The organism is Arthrobacter sp. D5-1 (genome assembly GCF_017357425.1).
Classification (GTDB): Bacteria; Actinomycetota; Actinomycetes; order Actinomycetales; family Micrococcaceae; genus Arthrobacter.
In genome coordinates this window covers 2,223,307-2,245,114 of record NZ_CP014571.1, presented here as the reverse complement: position 1 = coordinate 2,245,114, position 21,808 = coordinate 2,223,307, and the positions used below count along the sequence as shown (strand labels likewise).

The 21,808-nt window shown below is 60.7% G+C and carries 19 protein-coding genes and 1 pseudogene; 11 read left to right on the top strand and 9 right to left on the bottom strand.

All coding sequences use genetic code 11. The features are described from left to right. Positions 1-96: 96 nt before the first annotated feature. From AYX22_RS10205 to AYX22_RS10195, 3 genes are all read right to left on the bottom strand, one after another. On the bottom strand, positions 97-732 hold the full coding sequence (locus AYX22_RS10205) for a TMEM175 family protein (RefSeq protein ID WP_207597303.1): 636 nt from the start codon (positions 730-732) through the stop codon (positions 97-99). A gap of 60 nt (positions 733-792) precedes the next feature. After that, positions 793-1,104, bottom strand: a complete 312-nt coding sequence (locus AYX22_RS10200; protein WP_207597302.1) for an antibiotic biosynthesis monooxygenase — start codon at positions 1,102-1,104, stop codon at positions 793-795. A gap of 286 nt (positions 1,105-1,390) precedes the next feature. Continuing rightward, a complete protein-coding gene (locus tag AYX22_RS10195; protein ID WP_242703590.1) occupies positions 1,391-2,224 on the bottom strand; it encodes an aldo/keto reductase in 834 nt (277 codons plus the stop codon). A 472-nt stretch (positions 2,225-2,696) separates the two neighbouring features. On the opposite strand from AYX22_RS10195, the gene AYX22_RS10190 reads away from it, so the two are divergent. The 5 genes from AYX22_RS10190 to AYX22_RS10170 all read left to right on the top strand — a co-directional run bounded on the left by AYX22_RS10190 (position 2,697) and on the right by AYX22_RS10170 (position 6,564). Continuing rightward, the gene (locus tag AYX22_RS10190) at positions 2,697-2,927 is read left to right on the top strand and encodes a zinc-ribbon domain-containing protein (RefSeq protein ID WP_207597300.1); all 231 of its coding nucleotides are present in this window, start codon (positions 2,697-2,699) and stop codon (positions 2,925-2,927) included. 72 nt (positions 2,928-2,999) lie between these two features. Beyond that, entirely contained in the window at positions 3,000-3,734 is a 735-nt protein-coding gene (locus tag AYX22_RS10185; RefSeq protein ID WP_207597299.1) for a GAF and ANTAR domain-containing protein, read from the top strand. A gap of 164 nt (positions 3,735-3,898) precedes the next feature. After that, positions 3,899-4,585: a GAF and ANTAR domain-containing protein gene (locus AYX22_RS10180; RefSeq protein WP_207597298.1), complete on the top strand. Its 687-nt coding sequence runs from the start codon at positions 3,899-3,901 to the stop codon at positions 4,583-4,585. Between the two features lie 9 nt (positions 4,586-4,594). Further along, positions 4,595-5,308, top strand: coding sequence for a GAF and ANTAR domain-containing protein (locus tag AYX22_RS10175; RefSeq protein ID WP_207597297.1), 714 nt, complete (start codon positions 4,595-4,597; stop codon positions 5,306-5,308). A 62-nt stretch (positions 5,309-5,370) separates the two neighbouring features. Beyond that, positions 5,371-6,564, top strand: coding sequence for an acyl-CoA desaturase (locus tag AYX22_RS10170; protein ID WP_207597296.1), 1,194 nt, complete (start codon positions 5,371-5,373; stop codon positions 6,562-6,564). An 852-nt stretch (positions 6,565-7,416) separates the two neighbouring features. Here the strand turns inward: AYX22_RS10170 and AYX22_RS10165 are convergent. The 3 genes and pseudogenes from AYX22_RS10165 to AYX22_RS10155 form a co-directional block, all read right to left on the bottom strand. Then, positions 7,417-8,415: a hypothetical protein gene (locus tag AYX22_RS10165; RefSeq protein WP_207597295.1), complete on the bottom strand. Its 999-nt coding sequence runs from the start codon at positions 8,413-8,415 to the stop codon at positions 7,417-7,419. 94 nt (positions 8,416-8,509) lie between these two features. Beyond that, a complete protein-coding gene (locus AYX22_RS10160; RefSeq protein ID WP_347565840.1) occupies positions 8,510-9,187 on the bottom strand; it encodes an alpha/beta hydrolase fold domain-containing protein in 678 nt (225 codons plus the stop codon). Between the two features lie 789 nt (positions 9,188-9,976). Further along, positions 9,977-11,394 (bottom strand): annotated as a pseudogene (locus tag AYX22_RS10155) (amino acid permease). Between the two features lie 645 nt (positions 11,395-12,039). On the opposite strand from AYX22_RS10155, the gene AYX22_RS10150 reads away from it, so the two are divergent. Continuing rightward, positions 12,040-12,954: an ABC transporter substrate-binding protein gene (locus AYX22_RS10150; RefSeq protein WP_207597294.1), complete on the top strand. Its 915-nt coding sequence runs from the start codon at positions 12,040-12,042 to the stop codon at positions 12,952-12,954. A gap of 39 nt (positions 12,955-12,993) precedes the next feature. On the opposite strand, the gene AYX22_RS10145 is transcribed toward AYX22_RS10150, so the two are convergent. Together AYX22_RS10145 and AYX22_RS10140 are read right to left on the bottom strand one after the other, a co-directional pair. After that, on the bottom strand, positions 12,994-13,395 hold the full coding sequence (locus AYX22_RS10145) for a hypothetical protein (RefSeq protein ID WP_207597293.1): 402 nt from the start codon (positions 13,393-13,395) through the stop codon (positions 12,994-12,996). Positions 13,396-13,684: 289 nt separating this feature from the next. Further along, a complete protein-coding gene (locus AYX22_RS10140; protein WP_207597292.1) occupies positions 13,685-14,584 on the bottom strand; it encodes a LysR family transcriptional regulator in 900 nt (299 codons plus the stop codon). Between the two features lie 307 nt (positions 14,585-14,891). On the opposite strand from AYX22_RS10140, the gene AYX22_RS10135 reads away from it, so the two are divergent. Genes AYX22_RS10135 through AYX22_RS10125 form a run of 3 tightly spaced genes read left to right on the top strand, consistent with a single transcriptional unit; the run spans position 14,892 to position 18,161 of the window. Further along, positions 14,892-16,295: a DUF6421 family protein gene (locus AYX22_RS10135; RefSeq protein WP_207597291.1), complete on the top strand. Its 1,404-nt coding sequence runs from the start codon at positions 14,892-14,894 to the stop codon at positions 16,293-16,295. Then, entirely contained in the window at positions 16,292-17,032 is a 741-nt protein-coding gene (locus AYX22_RS10130) for an SDR family NAD(P)-dependent oxidoreductase (protein WP_207597290.1), read from the top strand. The genes AYX22_RS10135 and AYX22_RS10130 overlap by 4 nt, the downstream gene beginning before the upstream one ends. Positions 17,033-17,060: 28 nt before the next feature. Further along, a complete protein-coding gene (locus tag AYX22_RS10125) occupies positions 17,061-18,161 on the top strand; it encodes a low specificity L-threonine aldolase (protein ID WP_207597289.1) in 1,101 nt (366 codons plus the stop codon). 282 nt (positions 18,162-18,443) lie between these two features. Here the strand turns inward: AYX22_RS10125 and speB are convergent, their stop codons facing one another. Continuing rightward, positions 18,444-19,418, bottom strand: a complete 975-nt coding sequence (gene speB, locus AYX22_RS10120; protein WP_207597288.1) for an agmatinase — start codon at positions 19,416-19,418, stop codon at positions 18,444-18,446. Positions 19,419-19,872: 454 nt separating this feature from the next. On the opposite strand from speB, the gene AYX22_RS10115 reads away from it, so the two are divergent. Then, the gene (locus tag AYX22_RS10115; RefSeq protein ID WP_207597287.1) at positions 19,873-20,844 is read left to right on the top strand and encodes an amino acid ABC transporter permease; all 972 of its coding nucleotides are present in this window, start codon (positions 19,873-19,875) and stop codon (positions 20,842-20,844) included. Next, the gene (locus AYX22_RS10110; protein ID WP_278251951.1) at positions 20,841-21,647 is read left to right on the top strand and encodes an amino acid ABC transporter ATP-binding protein; all 807 of its coding nucleotides are present in this window, start codon (positions 20,841-20,843) and stop codon (positions 21,645-21,647) included. Before AYX22_RS10115 ends, AYX22_RS10110 begins: the two co-directional genes overlap by 4 nt. Positions 21,648-21,808 lie beyond the last annotated feature (161 nt).

Here is a 21,808-nt window from a genome sequence, read left to right as displayed (position 1 = left end):
CAACGTCAGTAGGGCCACATAACGCAGGTCCGCTCGACATGAGGGTGGAGCGTGGGAACTGCACCGGCGAGGTAGACAGGGGCAACGAGCAGTGGCCTACGGGCCCCGCAGGAAGGCCGGCCTGTGATCGAACCCGTGACTGGTGAGACCGTAGAAAACAGGCAGGATCACAAAGATCACCGATGCGACCAGCGGATGGACGAGGACACCTGCCGTTCCCGCCGCGAGGTAAAGCACCACCCCGGCAAGGGCACGTGGCCGCTCGCGCGCGAAATAGGTATCCTCCACCTCCTCCTCGGTGAGCTCAGGGTGCCGTGCCAGGTGCGAAAAGAAGACCAGCCATGACAGGCACAGCAGTGCCCCGACGATCGCGTACAGCGCGACCGCGACCCGCTCATCGGCCAGATTGCCTGACTTGGCTGTATCGATGATCACCGCTGTGGGCCAAGGCAAAAGAGCGAGCGTGGCGAGGATGCCAAGGTTAGCCCACTGCAGGCCGATATCCATCTGCCGAATACGGGAGAAGGTTGATTTATGGTTGAGCCAGATCACGGCCAGGTAGGTGTAGGAGGCCGCATAAGCCAAGTATGTCGGCCACTGACCCAACAACCCGGCCATCAGCCCGCCTGGCTCAGTCTCCGGCGGCGTGAGCTCAAGTACAAGGAACGTGATGACGATCGCGATGACGGCGTCGCTGAACGCCTCGGCACGGCTCGTGTCCGAACGTGTCACCCTCTGCTCCTAAGCCTGCGCATGACGTGGCACCGTGGAGCGGCGACGGCTTGCCGGCCCCTATCCGCCTTCACCGGGGAGTTTGTATGCGAGCACATCGATGTTCTGTATGTTCGGTTCCACACTGAACAACTCTGCTCCCTGAGCGGCAAGTGCCTGCCCGACTCCCCCGGAGAGGTGGGTCTGGCGGGCGTCGTCATCGGGGAAAACGTCAAATACTCCGAAAGTCGATTCGTCTAACTGGAGGGCGAACCAAGCACGCGTGCCTTGCTCCTGTTCAACGACGGAACGCGCGGAGCGGAGGAAATCTGCGACGTCCTTCTCCTTGCCGGGTTTGGCCTTAAGGATCACCAACAATGCAACCTCAATCATGCTCCATCACCCGGCCCGCCCTGACTGATTCCGTACTGCACGACAGTTTTCATGGCGAGCCTCCTTGGAACGGTGCTGCGGCGAGTATGGTGCGGACCGAACTGGCCTCGTGGCACCTCCTCCACGTAACGAGGGAGCGGCGCGATGCACTGCCAGTCTCGCAGTGATCGCCGGCCACCACAAGGGATGTTTCCGTCTGCCAACTTCAGTACAGTTCCCCGCCGGGACTCCGCGGGCCATCATCGCGCCCTCGCCGAGGGCGCTGACCGAAAAGCCCTGATACCGCCTAGATCATCTCAAGCACGCGTTTGTGGGTGGGAGGAGGATGGGCGCGATCCAGGTCCGCCAGGTCGTGGGGCGCAAGCTGAACGTCGAGGGCCCGCTGGCATTCCTGGACATGGTGCGGGCTGGAAGCTTTGGGAATGGCGAGGACGAGCGGATGCCTGAGCACCCAGGCGAGGGCGATCTGCGCGGGACTTACGCCGTGTTCGGTTGCGATTCGCACCAGCACAGGATCATTCAGCATCCTCCCCTGCTCCAGCGGCGAGTACGCCATCACCGGTATACCCCCGTCGCCGCAGCGGGGCAAAAGATCGAACTCGATACCTCGGCGGGTCAGGTTGTAGAGCACTTGGTTGGTCGCGACTTTCCGTCCGCCCGGCAGGCGCATAAGTTCTTCCATGTCCGCCACATCGAGGTTGCTGACGCCCCAGTGCCGGATCTTCCCGGCCTCCTGCAGGCGTTCAAATGCTTCGAGCGTTTCGGCCAAGGGCACAACGCCGCGCCAATGCAGCAAATAAAGGTCGATGATGTCCGTTCCAAGACGGCGCAAGCTACCTTCGCAAGCATCGATGGTTCCGCGTAATGTCGCGTGGTGCGGCAGGACTTTGGTGATCAGGAACGCTTCTTTCCGCCGGGCTGCCAGCGCCCTTCCGACGAGTTCCTCGGCCGCGCCGTTGCCATACATCTCAGCTGTATCCACTACGGACATTCCCAAATCCAGGGCCGCATGGATCGCAGCGGTCTCTCGCGGGGCGGTGCTGGGGTTCTCGCCCATACCCCACGTTCCGATCCCGAGCACCGGGACAGCCTCACCGGAGGGAAGAGATATCTCGCGCAACGTAACTCCCGTCAGAAAGAGCCCGCTCCCGTTGTCGGCCGCATGGCGTCCAATGATTCCCGTCCGGACCATGGCGACAAGCGCCGTGTTTGTTCAATCTACGCGACTGCCGGGGGAGTCGAAAGATACCGGGGGCTCCCCCGGAATCCCCGCCTGGGCCAACCGTGTCGGAATGGTGATCCCCGGCCTGGCCATCCGGCCCCTTCGGCAGGCCGCACCTGGGCCCACGGTTCGACGGCGGCCGGTCTCCGAACGTGCGGAACTTTGACCGCGGTGGTGGTTTCGGTAACCGGCCTTCACGAGTCCACTCGCCAGAACGGCAGGGATAGACATTTCTACAATGTAGACTTTATGCGTAGACTGGGTAGGAAAGCTTGCTTATCTTCTCTGGGGTCGCTTGCCTGCGCGCAGTACCGACGGAAGTGAATGTCCCCACCAGAAAACCCCACGAACTCCCTGAAAGGCATCTCCGATGTTTCTCATCTTCGGTCTTAAAACCGCCATCCGGGAATTGCCCGGACGAATGGCTACCTGCCGGTTTTGCGGCCAGTTCGCTCATCACCACCTGCAGCAACGCGCCACGAAGTTCACCCTGTTCTTCGTCCCCCTCTTCACGACGTCCAAGTCCTACACCATCAGGTGCACACACTGCGGCGGACCATCGAGCATCACCACGCGGCAGAAGAACGCACTAGCCAGCTAAGCAATCGGCGTCCTGACCGGACGCCACCCACCATTCATTGTGAATCAGGACGCCAAACCCTAGATTGGACGCATGACGGACAACGAGCTGGAGGAAGGCTTCGATCACCTGAACCGGCTGATAACGTCGACCGACGACCTCAAGGGTTTCCTTCAGGGCATGGCTGGGCTCGCGTCGGAAAAGCTAACCCACACCGAGGGAACGCAGATCGAATGCGCGGTAGCGCTGCACCGTCGCAAACGCCGCACCACGATCGCCGGCAGCAGCGACATCGCCCTCTGGCTGGATCAAATCGAACAACGCCTCGGCGAAGGACCTTGCGTGGAAGCACTGGAGTTGGGAAAGCCCATGATTGTCTCGGATGCTGCGGCCGACCAACGTTGGCCCAACTACTGCAGGACCCTCACCGACGAGGGGTACCGCAGTGCCATGGGTATCCCCCTTGGGCTGGGGGACGACGCCGACGCTGTCCTGGACTTCTTCGCCGCACCGGCAGATCAGTTCACTCCGAACACCGTTGAAGATGCCCGGGTTTTTGGCGATATGGCCGGTAGGGCCCTTCGTCTGGCTGTCAGGATCACGACGGCAGAACAGCTGGCCGACGATCTTAGGTCTGCATTGGAAAGCCGGACCGTGATCGACCTCGCGTGCGGAATGATCATGGCCCAGAACCGATGCAGCCAGGTACGGGCAATGGAAATCCTTAAGAAAGCCTCCAGCGACCGCAACCAAAAACTCCACGTAGTCGCCGAAAACATCGTCCAGCGGGTCAACGCGTCCGACACTTCAACCTTTTTCGAGAAATAACGCCTCTCGAAAGGTGATGAGCAGACCGTGGCGACCACCGCCGTCGAGGGCCTCAACCGCCGTCGGGTTTATGGTTGAGGAAGCAGTCAGAGTCCGACTGTCCAGGAAAAACAGGAATGGTGGTCATTGGTGCAGCCGAGCCATCGCGGGAGCTCTGATCAAGCGTGCCTGACCTGACAGCCGCGCCGTGGAACGCACCCCACGGCGATCTGTGTGCCGCGTTCCTCCAGGAACTGCCTATTGATGGCGCAGCTGTATCTGTCTTCGGTGGTTCAGCCGCCGAAACGTTGATGTGCGCGTCCGACGCTACGGCCGGCCGGCTCGATGAGCTCCAGTACGACCTCGGGGACGGGCCACGGTGGGATGTTTTCCGCACCCACCTGCCGGTGGTGATCCCCGACCTGACCGCCGAAGGGGTCCGGTCGTGGCCGGCCTTTTCCGAGGCGGCCACCAGAACGGAGGCGGCAGCGTTCTTTGTTTTTCCGTTGCTCGCCGGCGGCCTGGTCATCGGGGTAGCAGAACTGTACTGCACCTCACCGCGGGAACTCAGCCCCGCCCAGGTCAGCCGGGCCGCACAAATCGCCAGCCGGACCGCCTGGACATTGCTGCGCGGATTATTGCCCGGCAATGAGACCGGATCGGCGGCCATTCCACTGGCCCGGCGTGAAATCCACCAGGCAACCGGCATGGTTCTGGTCCAGACCGACAGCACCGCCGATGAAGCATTGCTGCTGTTGCGCGGTCATGCATTCGCCAGCGGACGATCATTGCAGGACACCGCGCTGGACGTTGTCAGCCGAAAGCTGGATTTCACGCCGGCCGCGGGCGCCGCAGAAACCGGATCACAGTAAAATGCAGACATGGTAAACAAAAGCAGAGCCGAACGTCTCAGCGATACGTTCGTGAAGCTTACCGACACCCTCGTTGCCGACTACGACGTCCTGGACTTGCTCCACACGCTCGTGGAGGACGCCGTCGATTTACTCGACGCCGCCCAAGCCGGGCTGTTGCTCTCCGACGCCGACGGCGAATTGCAATTGCTGGCTTCAACCAGCGAGCAAAGCCAACTGGTGGAACTGCTCCAACTCGAAGCCGGAGCGGGGCCGTGCGTGGAGTGTTACCACACAGGAACAGTCATCACCGTCGATGACATCGGCGCCCTTGGTGACCGCTGGCCGGCCTTCCAGCAAATCGCCTTGGACATGGGCTTCAGGTCAGTGCACGCCGTACCCATGCGCGTCCACACCAGGGTCATCGGCGCCATGGGCCTGTTCGGAGCCGAAACCGGCGCCCTGTCCCCCGAAGACGCCTCCATTGCCCAGGCCATGGCCGACGTTGCCACTATCAGCCTTCTGCAGGAGCGCACCATCCGCGAAGCTGGCGTCCTCAACGACCAACTCCAACGCGCGTTGACCACCCGGGTGCTCATCGAGCAAGCCAAAGGCGTCATTGCCCAGACCAAAAACCTCGACATGGACAGTGCCTTCAACGTGCTGCGCGCACACGCCCGATCCTCGCGGCAAAACCTTCACGATGTCGCCGAAAGCATCGTCAAGCGCACTCTGAAGATTTAGCACTTTCCATGTGACCGGCTGTAAAGGATTGCCCGCCCGGGTCCGTTCCCTATGGACTCACAGTGTCCTTCGTGTCTACGCTGGTGTTGTTGCCCCAGACCTCGGCAGTGCATTCAGAGCACACACGAGGAGGCAATATCTTGTCGCTCATCAAAGAGCCCCCACCGGTCGTACCCACAGTCAAACCAGCAGCCAGGCAGACGACGTCCGCAATTCGCATCAACAAAGTCACCAGCAGCTATGCGAGCCTTTTGACCTCAGTTAAGGAAGCGGGGCTGCTCGAGCGGTGCCGCCGCTATTACATCCTGCTGCTGATGCTCTTGATCATCGCGGGTGCCGGCGTCTGGGCGGCGTTCTTCCTTCTGGGCGACTCGTGGCTCCAGCTTGCAGTAGCGGCGGCACTCGGCGTTGTCTTCACGCAGTTCGCTTTGGTCGGGCACGAAGCAGGGCACCTTCAGGTCTTTGCCACCCGGGCGGCAAACGAGTGGACAGCACGCCTGATCGCCACCCTCATGGTGGGCATGAGCTATGCCTACTGGACCGACAAGCACTCCAGGCATCACGCCCGGCCGAACGTGGTTAACCGGGATCCGGACATCGCTCCCGGTGCCATCGTCTTTCACAACGAAGTGGCCAACAACCGTGGACGATTTTCCCGGGCGTTCGGCAAACGACAGGGCTACCTCCTCTTCCCACTGCTACTGTTCCTTGGTTGGACGCTGCATATCGACTCGCTCAGGTACTTGCTGCGCCGCGGCCCCGTGAAGTTCCGTTGGTTTGAGCTTGGCCTGCTGGGCCTGCGTTTTGGCACCTACATCGGATTGTTGTTCCTCACGCTGTCCCCTGGGATCGCTGCGGCGTTTATCGGGGTTCAGGTCGCCGTTTTCGGGCTTTACATGGGAGGAACCTTTGCGCCAAACCACAAAGGGATGCCGATACTTCCCGAAAACAGTCGCGCCGACTTCCTGACCCGGCAAGTGCTCACGTCCCGCAATATCACCGGCAGCAGGTTCGTGACGTTCTTCATGGGTGGGCTCAACTACCAGATTGAACACCATCTGTTTCCCGACATGCCCCGCCAGCATCTGCGAGAAGCAAGCCAACTTGTCAAAGAACACTGCGTTCTCATGGGCATTCCATACACCGAAACCAGGCTGATGCACTCCTACGGAATCGTGATCCGCTACCTCAATACCGTAGGTCTCGCCGCGGCTGACCCGTTCACCTGCCCCCTCGCAGGGAAGCACCGGAGCTAACGGAGCGCTCAGGGCCTTTGTTTTGAGAGGATTCGCCCTCACAGGGTTCTTTACTATGGACTCGCGGCCTCCTTGGTGCCTACGCTGGTGTTGTTGCCCCAGACCCCGGCAGCGCCTTACCAGCGCAACGAGGAGGCAACATCTTGTCGCTCATCAACCGGCCCCCAACGGCCCTAGCCACAGCAGGGAAGCCGACTAATCGCCCGATAGTCTGCCGCGTCCATTCCTACCGGGAAAGCAGCCCCTCTTTCACGGATGAGGAGGACCGGTAGCCGTCATGGCAGAGAACTCCATTCCATCGGGTGGGACATCCCTGCCCCAAGGGTCGAGAACGTGGTGCCCGACGTGCCGGACCGACGGCTACCTGGTGCTACACGCGATTGAAACAGCACGGGCCCGCACAGTCGGCCTCGTCGTAGAGGTCTCTTACAGCTGTACCGGATGCGGTTCGATACTCTCGCACTTCACGCGATTCAGCGAAGTTGCTGCACGGCTGAACACCGGAACGAATCTCGAAGGGCTCATCCTCTTCGGCGACAGCTACCTTCATTGCAGCGAGCCCATGGCCAGAGTACCCCTCGAAGTGCGACGGACCCTGACCGCCAGCAGCATTCCTGGAGATGACTTGTCTCAACTGCTTGACGTCCAGCTTAGAACCCAGATTTTGCGCTGCGTGAGCTGCGGCTTCCGGCTGGAATTGCCTGCCTGAGCAAGGAGGTACGACTCCCAGCGCCCATATCCCACCACCTTTGCCGTGACAAACCGGCGCGTCCGCCGGGCCACCGCGGATAGGGACTGCAACTTGAAGGTCCCTTCGCACCTGAGAGGATCTGATTCATCATGGGCAGCACGTCAGTCGAAGCGATTTGTTGCAAGCCGGAAAAGAGCCAGAGCCAGCGTTAGGCGAACCCGCCCAACTGGCGTCCGGATATCGAAAGCCAAGGCGATTGAGAGTTCTGCAGCACGGCTCTGAACACTTGAATGGTGCAGATGGAGCTGTCCGGCAACAGATCGCAGGCTGCTGGACTCCGCTATGGCTTCGAGCATGGGCAACGCTTTCGGCTGACCCTCCACCAATTGCCTCAAATTGGTGACATCGGTCGGCTCCTGCCCGGAGTCGTCTGCCCGCCCGGCCAGGACGATGAGACTTCCGAGCTCGTCAGCCGTTTGCACACTGTGGCGTGGAGTGGTGAGTCGGAGGGCCAGCAGGGCCGTTTCCCAGGAGTAATAGAGTTCGCGGGGGGCCCGCGCGAGGCCTACTCCTGTGGGGCCAACCTCCTCAAGCGCTTCTGTGGATGGGCGGATCCCTGCCTTAATGGGTCCGAAGGGCGTTTGGACCAATGCAGTGGGACCAGGCATGGATGTCGTTACCGGCGTTGCGTGAACCCGATACATCCTGTCCCGCTCGAGGTGCAGGAGCCTTGCCCCCTCAGAACGCTTTTCCTCCGGCATATCACCGTCGATGACCGCCTCCATCGCCCGTCGCGTGATGGCCACCGGACTGGTCCGGTCCCAAAAGACGCCCAAGGCGAGTGCGAGGCGTTCCAGAATCAGCTCGTCGTTGACGAACCCGGGCCTGGCGCGTTGAATCCATGCTTTCCCGTCAATGCCGAATGGCTGGGAGGGCCACTGCCCTTGCTCGCTGGTGATTCTCTGGCCCGATGCATCTACACAGATGCTCCGGCCTTCCAGCGAATAACCCACGGGGCAGCCGCACAGGGCTGCTGCCCCACGGATGAGCATGTCTGCGTTGGCCCGGCTGTTGATCAGGGTATCGAAGTAGGCGATGACTTTGAGGCTTTCCGAGGCTACCGGATCGAGCGCTTTGAGCCGCCACACGAGTCCCTGCACTGATACCACCCACTCCGTCGTCGGTCTCTACGAACTCTATGGTGTGCCACTCCGGCCAATCCGGCAACGAAGATCTCCCAGCCGGCTGGGCCGGTCAGGCGCCCAACGCTCGTCGTAGCCACCGGGTTCTGGCTTCGCGGGCCAATATCGAGAGCGCCGCTTGGGGAAAGAAGATGTCGAAACCGTGGAAGCCACCCGGCCACACGTGCAATTCGGCCTCCCCACCGGACATCCAGATGGTTGAAGCATAGGCAATGTCCTCATCCCGGAAAACCTCGGCTGAAGCGACATCGATGAACGCTGGAGGTAAGTTTGAGAGGTCCGCAGCGCGCGCAGGGGCGGCATAGATGGAAACTTGGTTGGTTCCACGCCGTTCCCCCAAGAGCGCATTCCAGCCAGTGTCGTTGCTGGTACGGTCCCATACACCTATGCCATCAAACTGGTGGCTGGAAACGGTCTCATTGCGATCATCCAGCATGGGGTAGATCAACAACTGGCCGGCCAGGAAAGGGCCACCACGGTCGCGTGAGAGCAACGCCACCCCTGCAGCGAGTCCGCCGCCAGCACTGGCGCCTGCAACGACGATCCGGTGGGGATCGACACCCAGTTCTTCGGCATTGGCGGCCATCCACTCCAAGCCTGCATAACAATCCTCCACCGGCGCCGGATCGGGATGTTCGGGGGCAAGTCGATACTCCACTGAAACGGCCACTGCACCAAGGGACTCAACCCAGTCAACGAGGGAATCCGCTCCAAGAAAGCGGTCACCCATAACCATTCCCCCGCCATGAATGTTATAGATGCCTGGTCCGCCGGGCGCGTGATCGACCCGGCGGAAGATGGAGACAGTAAGGTCCGGAGCGCCCACCGGACCTTGGGATCGTCCGCTCAAAATGTGTCACGGGGCGTCCAGCGAGAAGATCCTCGATAGGCGGTGCAACCAGGGTTTCGCGCATGCCTTTGATCATGTCGGGCGTCAACGTTGGGCCTATCAAGTCGCCCAACGCTCCCAGCGTGGCACCCAGCTCAGCATCGAAAGGTGGCACTTTATACATCGGTGACATCTCAACCTCCATCCTGACGGCCACCTCGTCGTGACCTGAAGCAAGCCTAGGCTTGCTGGCGCCATACGTTACCCGCCAAAGGCACTCAAAAGGCAGACTACGGGCGCCATGTGGCGGTCAATGGAAACCATTGGTGGCTCCGGACTACTGCCGCTGCCGGCACCACCTGGGACGAGGTTATTGCGCGCTGGACGGGCAAAGCCCCTGCGCGGGGTGCTGAGACGGAACTCTTCGGCCGTAGGCAGCCCGGTTAATTCGACCAGTTCAACGTGGTGCTCCTTCAGTACTTCCAGGACCTGATTCGGGCTGACCCGGAAGACTTCGCGGTGGAAGCAAGGTGGCTTCCCGCGGGGTGTCCGCGGTGTCATGGCGTGCCAGCCATGACACCGCGTTTGTTCCACCGTGCAGTGACCGCGTCGCTGACGTCCGCGAATGAGCAAGACCAGGCCTGGTCAGGTCACGAGGCGGAGGCCTAAGGCTTCCACGCCCAGCCATGTTCAGTTCTGAAGTTGATCCACTTCGGCCGATTGTGGTTCGGTCGCGACGTCTTTTACCCGGAGACTTTGTGCCACAACGGAATTCCGACGTCCGTATGCGAGGTAGATGCCAGCGCCGAGCGCCATCCAGACGACAAAGACAATCCACGTGCTTCCACCGAGGTTCACCATCAGAACCAGGCACATAACAACAGCAAGTATCGGCGTGAACGGGTACAAAGGAACCCGGAAGGTACGTGGAATGTCAGGCTGGTTACGCCGCAAGGCGATGACCGAGATGCTGACGAGAGAGAACGCAAACAAGGTGCCGATACTGGTTGCGTCGGCCAGTTCGCCGAGGGGGATCAACCCTGCAGCGGCAGCTATGGCACCGCCGGTGATCATGGTGTTGGCGATTGGGGTCTGTGTGCGACGGGAGACCTTGGCGAAGACGGGCGGGATCATTCCGTCCCGTGACATTGCCATCAGAATGCGGGTCTGGCCGTAGAGGGTGACCAGGACGATGCTGACGATGGCGATGACAGCCCCGATGGCAAAGATCAGGGAGACCCACACGGTGCCGGTCACTTCTTCAAGGATGTGCACCAAAGCCGATTCCTGACCGTCGAACCATCCCCACGGACGGGCACCGACGGCGGCCACGGCCACGGCCACATACAGGACAGTGACAGCAGCCATCGAGATCACGATGGCTCTGGGCAGGTCACGTTGGGGGTTTTTCGCTTCATCGCCGGCAGTGGAGGCCGCGTCGAAGCCGATGTAAGAGAAGAACAACCGGGAGGAAGCAGCCGTAATGCCGGCGAGGCCCATGGGGGCAAGTGGCTCAAAGTTCCGTGAATCGAACGCGCTGAAAGCGACAAGGATAAAGAGCAGCAGGACAACTACCTTGAGTCCGACGAGGATGGTGTTGACCACGGCGCTTTCACGGGACCGCGAATGAGCAGTACGACAGCCAGCAGTACGATCACCACGGCGGGAACGTTGAACACTCCCCCATCGCCTGGCGGTTGAATAAGCGCATGCGGAAGTTCAACTCCGAACGCTTTGGCCACTTCAGACAGGTATTCACCGGCCCCGACTGCCACGGCGGCTACGGAAACCGCATACTCGAGCAGCAGACACCATCCGCAGATCCAGGCCAGCCCTTCACCCATGGTGACGTAGGTATAGGAGTAGCTGGACCCCGAGACGGGAACTGCCCCCGCCATTTCCGCATAGGACAATGCAGAGAGCATGGCCGCGATGCCTGCTACAACGAAAGAAATCCAAATAGCGGGTCCGGCAATGGGCACAGCATCGCCTAAAACAACGAAGATCCCGGTTCCCAAGGTGGCGCCCACACTGATCATGGTCAGTTGGACAAGGCTCAGGCTCCGCCGGAGACCGGTCGTCTGGATGTCTGATTCCCTTTTCAGCATGTGCAGCGGCTTGCGGGTTCGTACTTGCTGGGTAAGGCTCAATCCCGCTCGGGACGTCATTGTGCCAGGTGTTGGAGAGTTCTCCATGGGTGCCTTTCAATCTGGGGGGGTGCCCACCCGCAACTGGATGACACGCTGACGGGTTCTGGGGGCGGGCGGTTGCTTCATCGTCGATGGCGTCGCGGGAGACCTGCGCGAGGGAGTCGTCGTCGACCCGGGGCTGCGCGTTGGCAGACGCCTGGCGATCTTTAGTCATTCATGTGTAGAAGCCATTCCTGTTGGAGCTCTTGGTCCACCGCTTCGGTGCGGTGCGCCTTGAGCATAGTTTTTTCTTAGCTGTGAGCGGCATCACCGTAAGACAGAGTGAGCCATGATGCCTCCGGAATGTGACTGAGGAACAGAAACCCTACGCCACGTTGAGGGGATTTACGTCCTTGTCGTATGGGCTTGTCGGCGCCTCTTTGGGGCCTATAACCCACCGCCGGCCCAGCGTAGCTGTCCATAAGAAATTCTCGGCCTTCACTGCCGAAACGGCGTTGTCGGTGCGGTCCTTCTTATGGCCGATTGCTCATATTTTTGGGAACCGTAGCGTTACCACAACGTTCCGAAGAACGGACATATATGTGCCTAGAGAAAGTGCAAATCATGCAGAAGAGAACTGGCTTGGCCCTTGTTCTGGCCGCATCCATCGCGTTGTCTGTCACCTCTTGTACAACGTCCGAACAGGTAGGAGGAACGACTTCGACGGAAAGCCTTGATCCCACCAGCGTCAGCCGGGATGAGCAGATTTCGGCCAGCGTTCCGGCAGATGTCCGGGCGGACGGCGTCCTCACCGTAGCCACCGATCCTACCTATGCTCCGGCTGAGTTCCTCGGAGGTGCCGACGGTCAAACACCCATGGGCTTCGACATCGACATAGCCAACGCCGTTGCAGCCCGCATGGGATTGAAAGCTGAGTTCCAGAACGCCGACTTTGCCAACATCCTCCCCTCCCTCGGCCCGAAATACGACCTGGGCGTGTCATCCTTCACCGTGACATCCACGAGGTTGAAGGCCGTCAACTTCGTGAGCTACCTTGCAGGTGGCACCCAGTGGGTGGTGCAGAAAGACAACCCGAAAAAAGTCGACAGCAAGAACGCCTGCGGTCTGAAAGTCGGCGTTGAGACAGGGACGCTACAGGAGACGGCTGTCAGAAAGCAGTCCGATGACTGCGTCGCCAGCGCCAAGCCCGCCATTGAGGTACTTACCCTCACCAACCAGACGGACGTGACAACACGCCTCATCAATGGAGGTCTCGATGCCTTCGTGGCCATGTCGGCCGCTGCCGGATACGCCGTGTCGGAAACCGGTGGCCGGCTTGAGCCCCTGGGAGACGCCGTCGACCCGAGCCTTGTCGGGATCGCCGTGGCCAAGGACAATGAACCCCTGGCCATGGCTGTCGCTGCTGCTGTCAACAGCCTCATCGCTGATGGGACTTACGGCACCATTCTCAAGGCCTGGGGTCAGGAGAAGACGGCTCTGGACAAGGCCGAAGTGAACCCACCCACGACTATTGAATAGTCCGCACCAGCGGCGTTATCAGCAAGGCAGCCGGGTACGTCAGCATTCTGTTGGCGTATCCGGCTTCTCAATGTCCACTGGCAGCCCGGCCACGGCGGGACCAGCCGTAGTTGCCCGCTGCAGCATCAGGGTCGAATCATCGGAGGAAAACAGCCGTCGACCCGCCCCGCCGTCCAACCACACCCACAGCGGGGTGCCATCTGGCATGACGACATCGATGGTGCCTTTTCTCACGGCGCCGTCCAGGTAGAAACTCACGCGCTGGCCGGTCCGGTAGCGGAGTGGCTCTTCATCTTCACCGCTGTGGGATAGCGGTGCCCAAAAGGGTTCCCCTGCCGGGTCAAAGACTATGCGTTTAACGGTCAACTGTTTGGTGAAGGCGGTCTTCTGTTGCTCCACGAAAGTTGCGGGCACGTGCGTTGGCTGCGACTGGTCCGTCATTGCTCGGCTCCCTGGCTCGGGGTGGGTTGATGCCGGATGCCTCGTCGAAGTTCCTGCAGCGTTGGCCTCTGTCCCGGAAACCCAACAATCAGGGCCCAGATGTGCAGAACAGGACTGTCCCGCGGGTCTCTGTCCGTTGCCAACAAAAAGGCCGCCCCGACTTTGGCACCCACGGGGAAATGTAGTTCGCCGCCGGGCAATCCGCGCACCAGCATCAGGGATCGTGGGGCTTCGTCGGCCGTTTCATGGCAAAGCCGCATTCCCGCTGGCCGTTGTTGACGGTGGGTGATTACTGAGGGCCTTCGAGTGCTTCCTTGAAGAGCCGTATCAGTGTTGTAGGTCGAGACCCCGGGCGTTCCCGGGAGGTCAAGGCGACGATGTTTCGAGTCAGCTCCAAGCCTTCCACGCGTACCCGGACCAGACCCTCCGAGCGTTGAAGGGAGAGTTCGGGAAGGAAGGCGCCGCCCATCCCGGCTGCGACCAGTGCTGCAGTGGCGTTGAAGTCATCACTGACACCGACCACGCGGGGTCGGAAATTGTGGTTCCGTAAGTGCTGCTCGATGACAACACCGTCGCTGCCCCCGGGGTACTGCATGATCCAAGGCTTGGTGGAGAGGTCGTCCACACTCATCAGCGTGTGTGCAGCAATCCCCCAAGCGGCAGGGATAACCACCCTGAAAGGGTCCTCGGCAATCTGATCTCTCGCGATACTCGGCGGCCACAAGCCGGATTCTCCGAGTTGAAACACGAAAGCGGCATCGAGTCCGCCTGACCGGAGTTCATCCGCAGTCTCCCACGGTTCGGCAACAGACACGCGAAGGTCCACGCCTGACTTCTCCCACTCAGGATGCCGAAGTACCAGGGGCAGTACCTGTGCTGCGAGGCTGGGAAAAATCCCAACCCGCATCAGTTCCTTGCCTGTGCCCTGAACGGCCCGGGAACTCGAAATCATGACGTCGACGCCGGCTAAAATACGCGCGGCCTGCTTGGCCAGTGCGAATGCTTCAACTGTGGGAGTGACGCTCCTGGCATGTCGCGTGAAAAGGCGAACGCCGGTCTCCTGTTCAAGCGTCAGCATCTGCTGGGAGACATTCGAGGGCGAGTATCCGACGTCTTCCGCGGCCGCGGCGAAGGAGCCGGTCTTCATGACAGCGAGCAATGTCTGCAGTTGGCTGGAACTGATGGCCATGTGTCTTCCTTTGCTTCGCTGTTCCTATATTGTCCTGTTTGCCTCATTGGTCCCACCCTGTTACTGCCACATTCTGCTTGGGTATCGGTGGTCGCGCAGGCCAGTGTGGGCGGAATCGACGCAATCTGAACTTTATGCGGCACCGGGAAGCGGTTGTATAGCCAGGACCGCGAATCTTGAGGGCTTAGCAAGCCCGCGAGCGAATTAGGCACAAAATATCTTATGCTTCGGCATCTTTTCCATTAGAGTCTCTGTCTTAGCTGTAGCGTCGTTTCTCACCCGATCGTTATCCTCTGAAAGGAATGGCATGTCCACGACCACACGTTCCGCCGCTGTGACGTTGTCCACCGCCCAGTTACGTGAGCTTCCCGCCTGGTTGGCGCTCAAGCAGGCCGCTACAGACTTCCAACTCATCCAAATCCAGGACGGTTCCGTGCCCGAGCCGGAAGACAAGGTAACAGCCAAACGGCTTACCGCGACCATCCGGAAGTCCCTCGCAGAACTGGCTCCGCAGTTTCCACACGACGCGGAGTATCTGGAACAGGTGCAGGACGCTTTCGCAGGGTGGGAAGAGGCTGGTTTTGAAGTGCCCGACTTCCTTGACGCCCTCCAGGCTTTCCAGCCTCAGCAGCACAGGGCCGACGGCGTGCGTCACCTTGTGGTCTTTCCGATGTACACGCAGAACGGCAGCAGCAACCGTTTTGTGGAGGCAGTTCTGATTGAAGTTGTTTGGCCCGAGTTCATCGACGAACTCGAAACCGGAGACTACTCCAACCCCCTGTTCCTGCCGATTCGGTTCATCGACTTTACCCCTGGCTACGACACCAATTCGGCAGTGCTCTTCCCCGAATCCGTCGCTGTCAGGACAACACCGCAGTTCACCTGGGGTGCCATCTTCGCCGACCGTGAAGCGGCAAGGTTCCGGCGCGTTCTGCGTTCAGCAGCGGAGATCACCCGGCTGGATTTGCCCGAAGACGCTGCAAGCCTGCTGGATGACCAGCACCTGACCGAGTCCACCTTCGTAATGTGGGACCTGATCCATGACCGGACGCACATGCGCGGGGACCTTCCCTTCGACCCGTTCATGATCAAGCAGCGAATGCCCTTCTTCCTCTACACCCTCGAAGAGCTGCGCTGCGACCTCACCGCATTCCGCGAGTCTGTAAGGATCGAAAAAGACGAGAACGCTTCTCCGGAAGCGCGCAAACATGCCAAGCTCGTCCAGTACGCTGTGATCTTCGACAGGATCTTCAGGTTCGCCATGACCGGCAGCCGCGTTCGCAATTATGACGGGCTCGGTGGCCAGCTGCTGTTCGCCTGGATGCACCAGCACCACGTTCTGCACTGGACGGACACCAAACTGACCATCGACTGGGATGGTGCCGCCCAGGTCGTCATCGCCCTCGGACAGGAAATCGAAGACCTGTACTGGCGTTCAATCGATCGTCCCAAAACAGCCCACTGGCTGGCTGCCTACGAATTGATCTCGGCGACCGTAACGCCTCATCCGGCCTCAATCTGGGCCAAGGGCCCTGAAGCGCTGCCCCTGGAGGGCCCACCGCGTGGTCTGACTGATCTGGTCCTCAATGACGAGTTCCCTCACTCAATGTTCTATGAGGCGCTCGAGAAGAAGATGAGGGACGTCATTTCCTCCACGTCCGGCATCACCGGCGAAACAGCGCAGACAACCTCCGAAGCGACCGCGGCATGAGCGCCCCCACCGCAATACGTGCAAGCCTGAACGTGGTGGTGGCAGGTTCCACGAGTGCCGCTGGACGGGCTGTCGTGAAATCTTTGGCAGCACAGGGGGCCAGGATCGCCGCCGTCGACGTCAACGAAGCCGGCGTCAGGGCCCTCGCGCAGGAGTATCAGGAGGTCACACCCTACGTCTGCAACCTTGCCGACCCTGCGGAGGTCGACACCCTCGCCCGGACTGTCCGCGCGGACGTCGGCCCTGTCGATGGGCTGATCCATCTCGTTGGTGGATGGCGTGGCGGGGATGGCATCACTGGCCAGCAGGATCAGGACTGGGACGTTCTGCACACCAGCGTGCTCACCACGCTCCGGAATACTTCCCGGGCTTTCTACGAAGATCTTGAATCGTCTGACAAAGGGCGTCTGGCGATCGTCTCCTCTGTGACGGCACAGAAACCGACCGCTGGTGGCGCCGCCTATTCTGCGATCAAGGCAGCCTCCGAGGCCTGGGTTCTGGGTGTCGCCGATGGCTTCCACCAGAGCCAAACAGGCAACAAGGCAGAACCCGTCGGACAGAAGTCAGCGGCAGTGGTCTTCGTCGTCAAGGCACTGGTCGATGACGCCATGCGTGAGGCTGCGCCACACCGTGCCTTCCCCGGCTACACCGATGTGCAGGAACTTGCCGAACACGTCACGGCACTCTTTGACGCGGATGCCGGGAGCTTGAACGGGACCCGGCAGCACCTGATCTAGCCGCTGGCCGGTACTCGGAAGGACATCCATGTCAGTTACAGAACTCACCACAGCCCTTCACCCGGGCCGGCCCCTGCATGATGCCGGTCTGCGCAACTTTGCCTCAGACAACTATGCCGGGGCGCACCCGGAAGTGCTGGCAGCTTTGATCCAAGCCAACGAGGGCCACCAGCCCGCCTACGGAGAGGACGTTTACACCGAGCGTCTCCAGCACGTCATGCGGCAGCATTTCGGGCCAAAAGTCCAGGCCTTCCCCGTGTTCAACGGCACCGGGGCGAACGTCCTGGCGCTGCAGTCCATGCTGCCCCGCTGGGGAGCAGTTATCTGCGCCGCTTCGGCCCATATCAACACCGATGAGAACGGGGCCCCCGAGCGGATCGGTGGGCTGAAGTTGTTGCCGGTACCTACCAGTGACGGCAAACTCACCCCCGAACTGATCGAACAGGAAGCGTGGGGTTGGGGTGATGAACACCGGGCCCAGCCCCTTGCGGTGTCCATCACGCAAACGACCGAATTCGGTACGGCCTACCAGGCCGGGGAGATCAAGGAAATCGCTGATTTCGTCCATGAGCGGGGAATGCTGCTGCATCTGGACGGCGCACGCTTGTCCAATGCCGCCGCCCACCTGCAGCGTCCCTTCCACGACTTCACCACCGCAGCCGGAGTCGACGTGCTCTCCCTGGGCGGGACGAAGAACGGAATGGTCTTTGGGGAAGCAGTTGTCGTCCTCAATCCGGATGCCGTCGCGGGCGTCAAGTACCTGCGGAAACTGAACATGCAGCTGGCATCAAAAATGCGATTCGTTTCGGCGCAGCTCACCGCCCTTTACGAATCGGACCTTTGGTACCGGTCAGCTGCGCAAGCCAACGCCATGGCCGCGCGGCTGCGCGCAGGAGTGGAGGGCAACCCGGCCGTGCACCTGTCCCAGTCAACGCAGGCTAACGCTGTCCTGGCCGTCCTGCCACCGGGGGCAGCCGAAACACTGCGGCAACGGTACAGGTTCTACGACTGGGATGCGGCACGCGGAGAAGTACGCTGGATGACTGCCTTCGACACCACGGCGGCAGACGTGGACGATTTCCTCGCGGCAGTCGGCGCAGCCGTCCAAGTTCAGCACGGTACCTTGTAGGCGCGGCGCCCAGCTGCGCGCTGCCCCACCTCAACATAGGAGCCCACGACCGGATAAACCGGCCGTGGGTTCCTATGTTTATTGGGATCCCCCACATCCGCCGCGATGATGCTGGCCTTGGCCCCGGCTCGTGCCGGGGCCATTTGAGTGAACAGTCCAGGTGGAGGCGCAGCCTTGGACCAAGGGCTTTGACGGATCGGGACCTGGAGAGACGACAAAGGCGGCGGGCCGAAGATTCGGTCCGCCGCCTCGCTGCCAGCAGAGCTGGCAACCAACGTCACGTCAGGAGTTGGGTTCCCCGCCGGAGGTGTCCCGAAGGCCCATGAGCGTGATGAGTTCCCATGCCGTGTGGGCTGCTGCCAAGCCCGTGACGCCTGCATGGTCGTACGCCGGCGCAACTTCGACAACGTCTGCACCGACGATGTTGAGCCCGCGCAATTTCCGCAGGACGGTGAAGAATTCCCGGGTGTTGATGCCGGCGACCTCCGGGGTCCCTGTGCCCGGGGCGTGTGCGGGGTCGAGAACATCGATGTCCACGGAGATGTACACGGGCCCCGTGCCGAGACGGCCACGTACCTGCTCCACGATGCTGGGAATCGAACGTTCCTGGAACTCTTCGCTGCGGACGATCTCGAACCCGGCTTGACGGTCGTCGTCCAGCTCGCTTGGATCGTAGACTCCGCCGCGGATGCCTACGTGCTGGCATCGATTCAGATCCATCAGTCCTTCTTCGGCCGCGCGACGGAAGGGGGAGCCGTGCCAGATTGATTCTCCGTGCAGTACGTCCCAGGTGTCCAAGTGGGCATCGAAGTGAAGCACGGCCAGCGGTCCATGCTGCGCCGCAGCCGCCCTCAGCAACGGCAAAGCTATCGTGTGGTCACCACCAAGTGCCATGATCCGGGTGCCTTGGGATGTCAGCTTTTCCGCTCCCGCCTGGATCGACGTGACAGCCCGTTCGATTCCGTACGGTCCGACAGCGATGTCGCCGGCGTCGACGACCTGCTGGTCACGGAACGGGTAAGCATCGTGGATCTGGTGGTACGGATGCAGCTGGCGGGAATTTTCGCGGATGTGGGCCGGGCCAAACCGCGCTCCGGGCCGGAAGCTCGTACCGGAATCGAACGGGATGCCCACTACGGCCACATCTGCCCTTGGGACTTCTTCCAGCCTGGGAAGCAGGGCGAAGGTCGCGATTCCTGCGTACCTGGGCGCCTCGGGATCGTGCCGTTGCCCGACGATTTCTGACGTGCTCGTCATTGGTTTCCTCTCTTCTTCAGGCCACGGCGCCTGTCACTGGTTGTGACCAGGAACTAAATCAACCGCCGGGCATGCTGCTGAATCGTGGCACGCCGCAAAGGCGTAGCGCTTCCCGTCACAGCAATTTCTGAGGCTGAACCCACCCCTGAGCCGTTGAGGCACAGAAAAATTAGGGCTCGCGTGACCTGAGCCACATTCTTTTTATGGTTGGGGCAGGCGATGGCCAGGATCCAAGTCCGGCACGTTTCTCCGCGATATGTACCTCCTAAGTAAGGCAGAGCATGATTCCAACCTCCAGGCCCTTCGGTACGGTTTTGACCGTCCACACGCTAAGCGTGCCGGCGACAGCGCCTTGCATGACAGCGCCCCTGGCCCGTTCATTCAGCGCCGTTGGTATGGACAGCAACCAACCACAAGGTCGGTCTGCTTCCCTCGACGATGCGGCAGGTGCGTCATGAGAACGCAAACAGCTGAACCCTCCGTGTCCGGTACGGCGACAGCCCCGGCATTAATCGACGCAATCCCGGTACGGCACCCTGGTCGGTGGATCGGCGCAGGCATCCTCGTTCTAGTGATGATCCTGATCGGCCAAAACCTGGCAACCAACCCCCAATTCCATTGGGAGACCGTCGGGCTGTACCTCTTGGACATCAATGTGATCCGAGGCGTCGGGTGGACGCTGCTCCTCACAGTTCTGTCCATGGCTCTGGCCGTTGGCTTGGCCATACTGCTTGCATTCATGCGCCAATCAGATAACCCCATACTGAGGTGGACCTCATGGTTCTGGGTCTGGTTTTTCCGCGGTACCCCCGTATACACCCAACTCATCTTCTGGGGACTCGTCGCCGTGCTTTACCCAAAAATCGCGGTCGGCGTTCCCTTCGGGCCGGAGCTCTTCAGCTTCACCACCCAGGACGTACTCACAGCATTCTGGGCGGCAGTCCTCGGACTCGGACTGAACGAATCGGCCTACCTGGCCGAAATTTTCCGGGCGGGTTTGAAGTCCGTGGACAAGGGCCAAATGGAAGCAGCGGAAGCCCTGGGCATGAGGAGGGCGAAGATCATGTGGCGCATTATCCTGCCCCAGGCAATGCGCGTCATCGTCCCACCGACAGGTAATGAAACCATCGGAATGCTCAAGACCACATCTCTTGTCCTGGCTGTTCCTTTCACCCTTGACCTGACGTTCGTTACAAATTCCCTCGCCAATCGCACATACCTTCCCATTCCGCTGCTCATCGTGTCCGCCACCTGGTACCTCTTCATCACCAGCCTCCTCATGGTCGGCCAGCACTTCATCGAGAGGCACTACGGCAAAGGCATCGACAACCTCGCTCCCGTCGCAGTGAATCCTGCGGCACTGAAAGCAGCCAAAGCGAACACCACGGCGAAAACCGCTGAGATTATTGAGGAGAGCGGACGATGACTTCAGGCCATGCCGAAACCACCAAGTCGTCGGCCCAGACGACCACCCCCTTGGTCAGAATCGAGGGACTGCACAAGTTCTACGGTCACCACCACGTGCTTCAAGGCATCGATATGACCGTGAAAGAAGGTGAAGTCGCTGTTCTCATCGGGCCATCGGGTTCCGGGAAGTCGACACTGCTCCGGTGCATCAACCAGCTGGAGAGCATCAGCGCCGGCCGGATCTACGTCGATGATGAACTTGTCGGCTACAAAGAGAAGGACGGTAGGCTCCATCAGCTGAACGTTAAGGACATCGCACGCCAACGCCGCAACATCGGCATGGTGTTCCAGCGCTTCAACCTGTTCGGGCACAAAACCGCACTCGAAAATGTCATCGAAGCTCCAGTCCATGTCAAAGGCCGGCCCAAAATCACCGCCAAACGCAAAGCCTTGGAACTTTTGGACAGGGTTGGGCTGGCCTCCCGGGCCGACTACTACCCCGCGCAGCTCTCCGGGGGCCAGCAGCAACGAGTAGCCATCGCCCGGGCCTTGGCCATGGAACCTGAACTGATGCTGTTCGATGAACCCACTTCAGCCTTGGACCCCGAGCTCGTGGGAGACGTCCTGACGGTCATGAAAGACCTGGCAAAGTCCGGAATGACCATGGTCGTCGTGACCCATGAAATCGGCTTTGCCCGGGAAGTCGGCGACACCCTGACCTTCATGGACGGCGGCGTGGTCGTCGAATCCGGCGATCCCAGAGACGTCATCGCAAACCCCCAACAGGAACGGACAATCAACTTCCTGAGCAAAGTACTCTGACGCAGCCCGGGCTGGAATGACCTGCGGTGCGCTTTCCGGTTCTGATCCCGGCGTCAGGCTGGGATCAGAACCGGAGCGCATTCCCCTAGCTGTACCGCCAACGAACACGAGCCAGACACCCGGGCTGACAACATATGAAGAACAACATGAAGCACCTGGCG

What these genes read in the sequence shown, in the direction of transcription:
- AYX22_RS10200 (WP_207597302.1), bottom strand. Translation starts at nt 1,104, where the DNA reads ATGATTGAGGTTGCATTGTTGGTGATCCTTAAGGCCAAACCCGGCAAG.
- AYX22_RS10190 (WP_207597300.1), top strand. Translation starts at nt 2,697, where the DNA reads ATGTTTCTCATCTTCGGTCTTAAAACCGCCATCCGGGAATTGCCCGGA.
- AYX22_RS10185 (WP_207597299.1), top strand. Translation starts at nt 3,000, where the DNA reads ATGACGGACAACGAGCTGGAGGAAGGCTTCGATCACCTGAACCGGCTG.
- AYX22_RS10175 (WP_207597297.1), top strand. Translation starts at nt 4,595, where the DNA reads ATGGTAAACAAAAGCAGAGCCGAACGTCTCAGCGATACGTTCGTGAAG.
- AYX22_RS10160 (WP_347565840.1), bottom strand. Translation starts at nt 9,187, where the DNA reads ATGGGTGACCGCTTTCTTGGAGCGGATTCCCTCGTTGACTGGGTTGAG.
- AYX22_RS10150 (WP_207597294.1), top strand. Translation starts at nt 12,040, where the DNA reads ATGCAGAAGAGAACTGGCTTGGCCCTTGTTCTGGCCGCATCCATCGCG.
- AYX22_RS10145 (WP_207597293.1), bottom strand. Translation starts at nt 13,395, where the DNA reads ATGACGGACCAGTCGCAGCCAACGCACGTGCCCGCAACTTTCGTGGAG.
- AYX22_RS10140 (WP_207597292.1), bottom strand. Translation starts at nt 14,584, where the DNA reads ATGGCCATCAGTTCCAGCCAACTGCAGACATTGCTCGCTGTCATGAAG.
- AYX22_RS10135 (WP_207597291.1), top strand. Translation starts at nt 14,892, where the DNA reads ATGTCCACGACCACACGTTCCGCCGCTGTGACGTTGTCCACCGCCCAG.
- AYX22_RS10130 (WP_207597290.1), top strand. Translation starts at nt 16,292, where the DNA reads ATGAGCGCCCCCACCGCAATACGTGCAAGCCTGAACGTGGTGGTGGCA.
- AYX22_RS10125 (WP_207597289.1), top strand. Translation starts at nt 17,061, where the DNA reads ATGTCAGTTACAGAACTCACCACAGCCCTTCACCCGGGCCGGCCCCTG.
- speB (WP_207597288.1), bottom strand. Translation starts at nt 19,418, where the DNA reads ATGACGAGCACGTCAGAAATCGTCGGGCAACGGCACGATCCCGAGGCG.
- AYX22_RS10115 (WP_207597287.1), top strand. Translation starts at nt 19,873, where the DNA reads ATGAGAACGCAAACAGCTGAACCCTCCGTGTCCGGTACGGCGACAGCC.
- AYX22_RS10110 (WP_278251951.1), top strand. Translation starts at nt 20,841, where the DNA reads ATGACTTCAGGCCATGCCGAAACCACCAAGTCGTCGGCCCAGACGACC.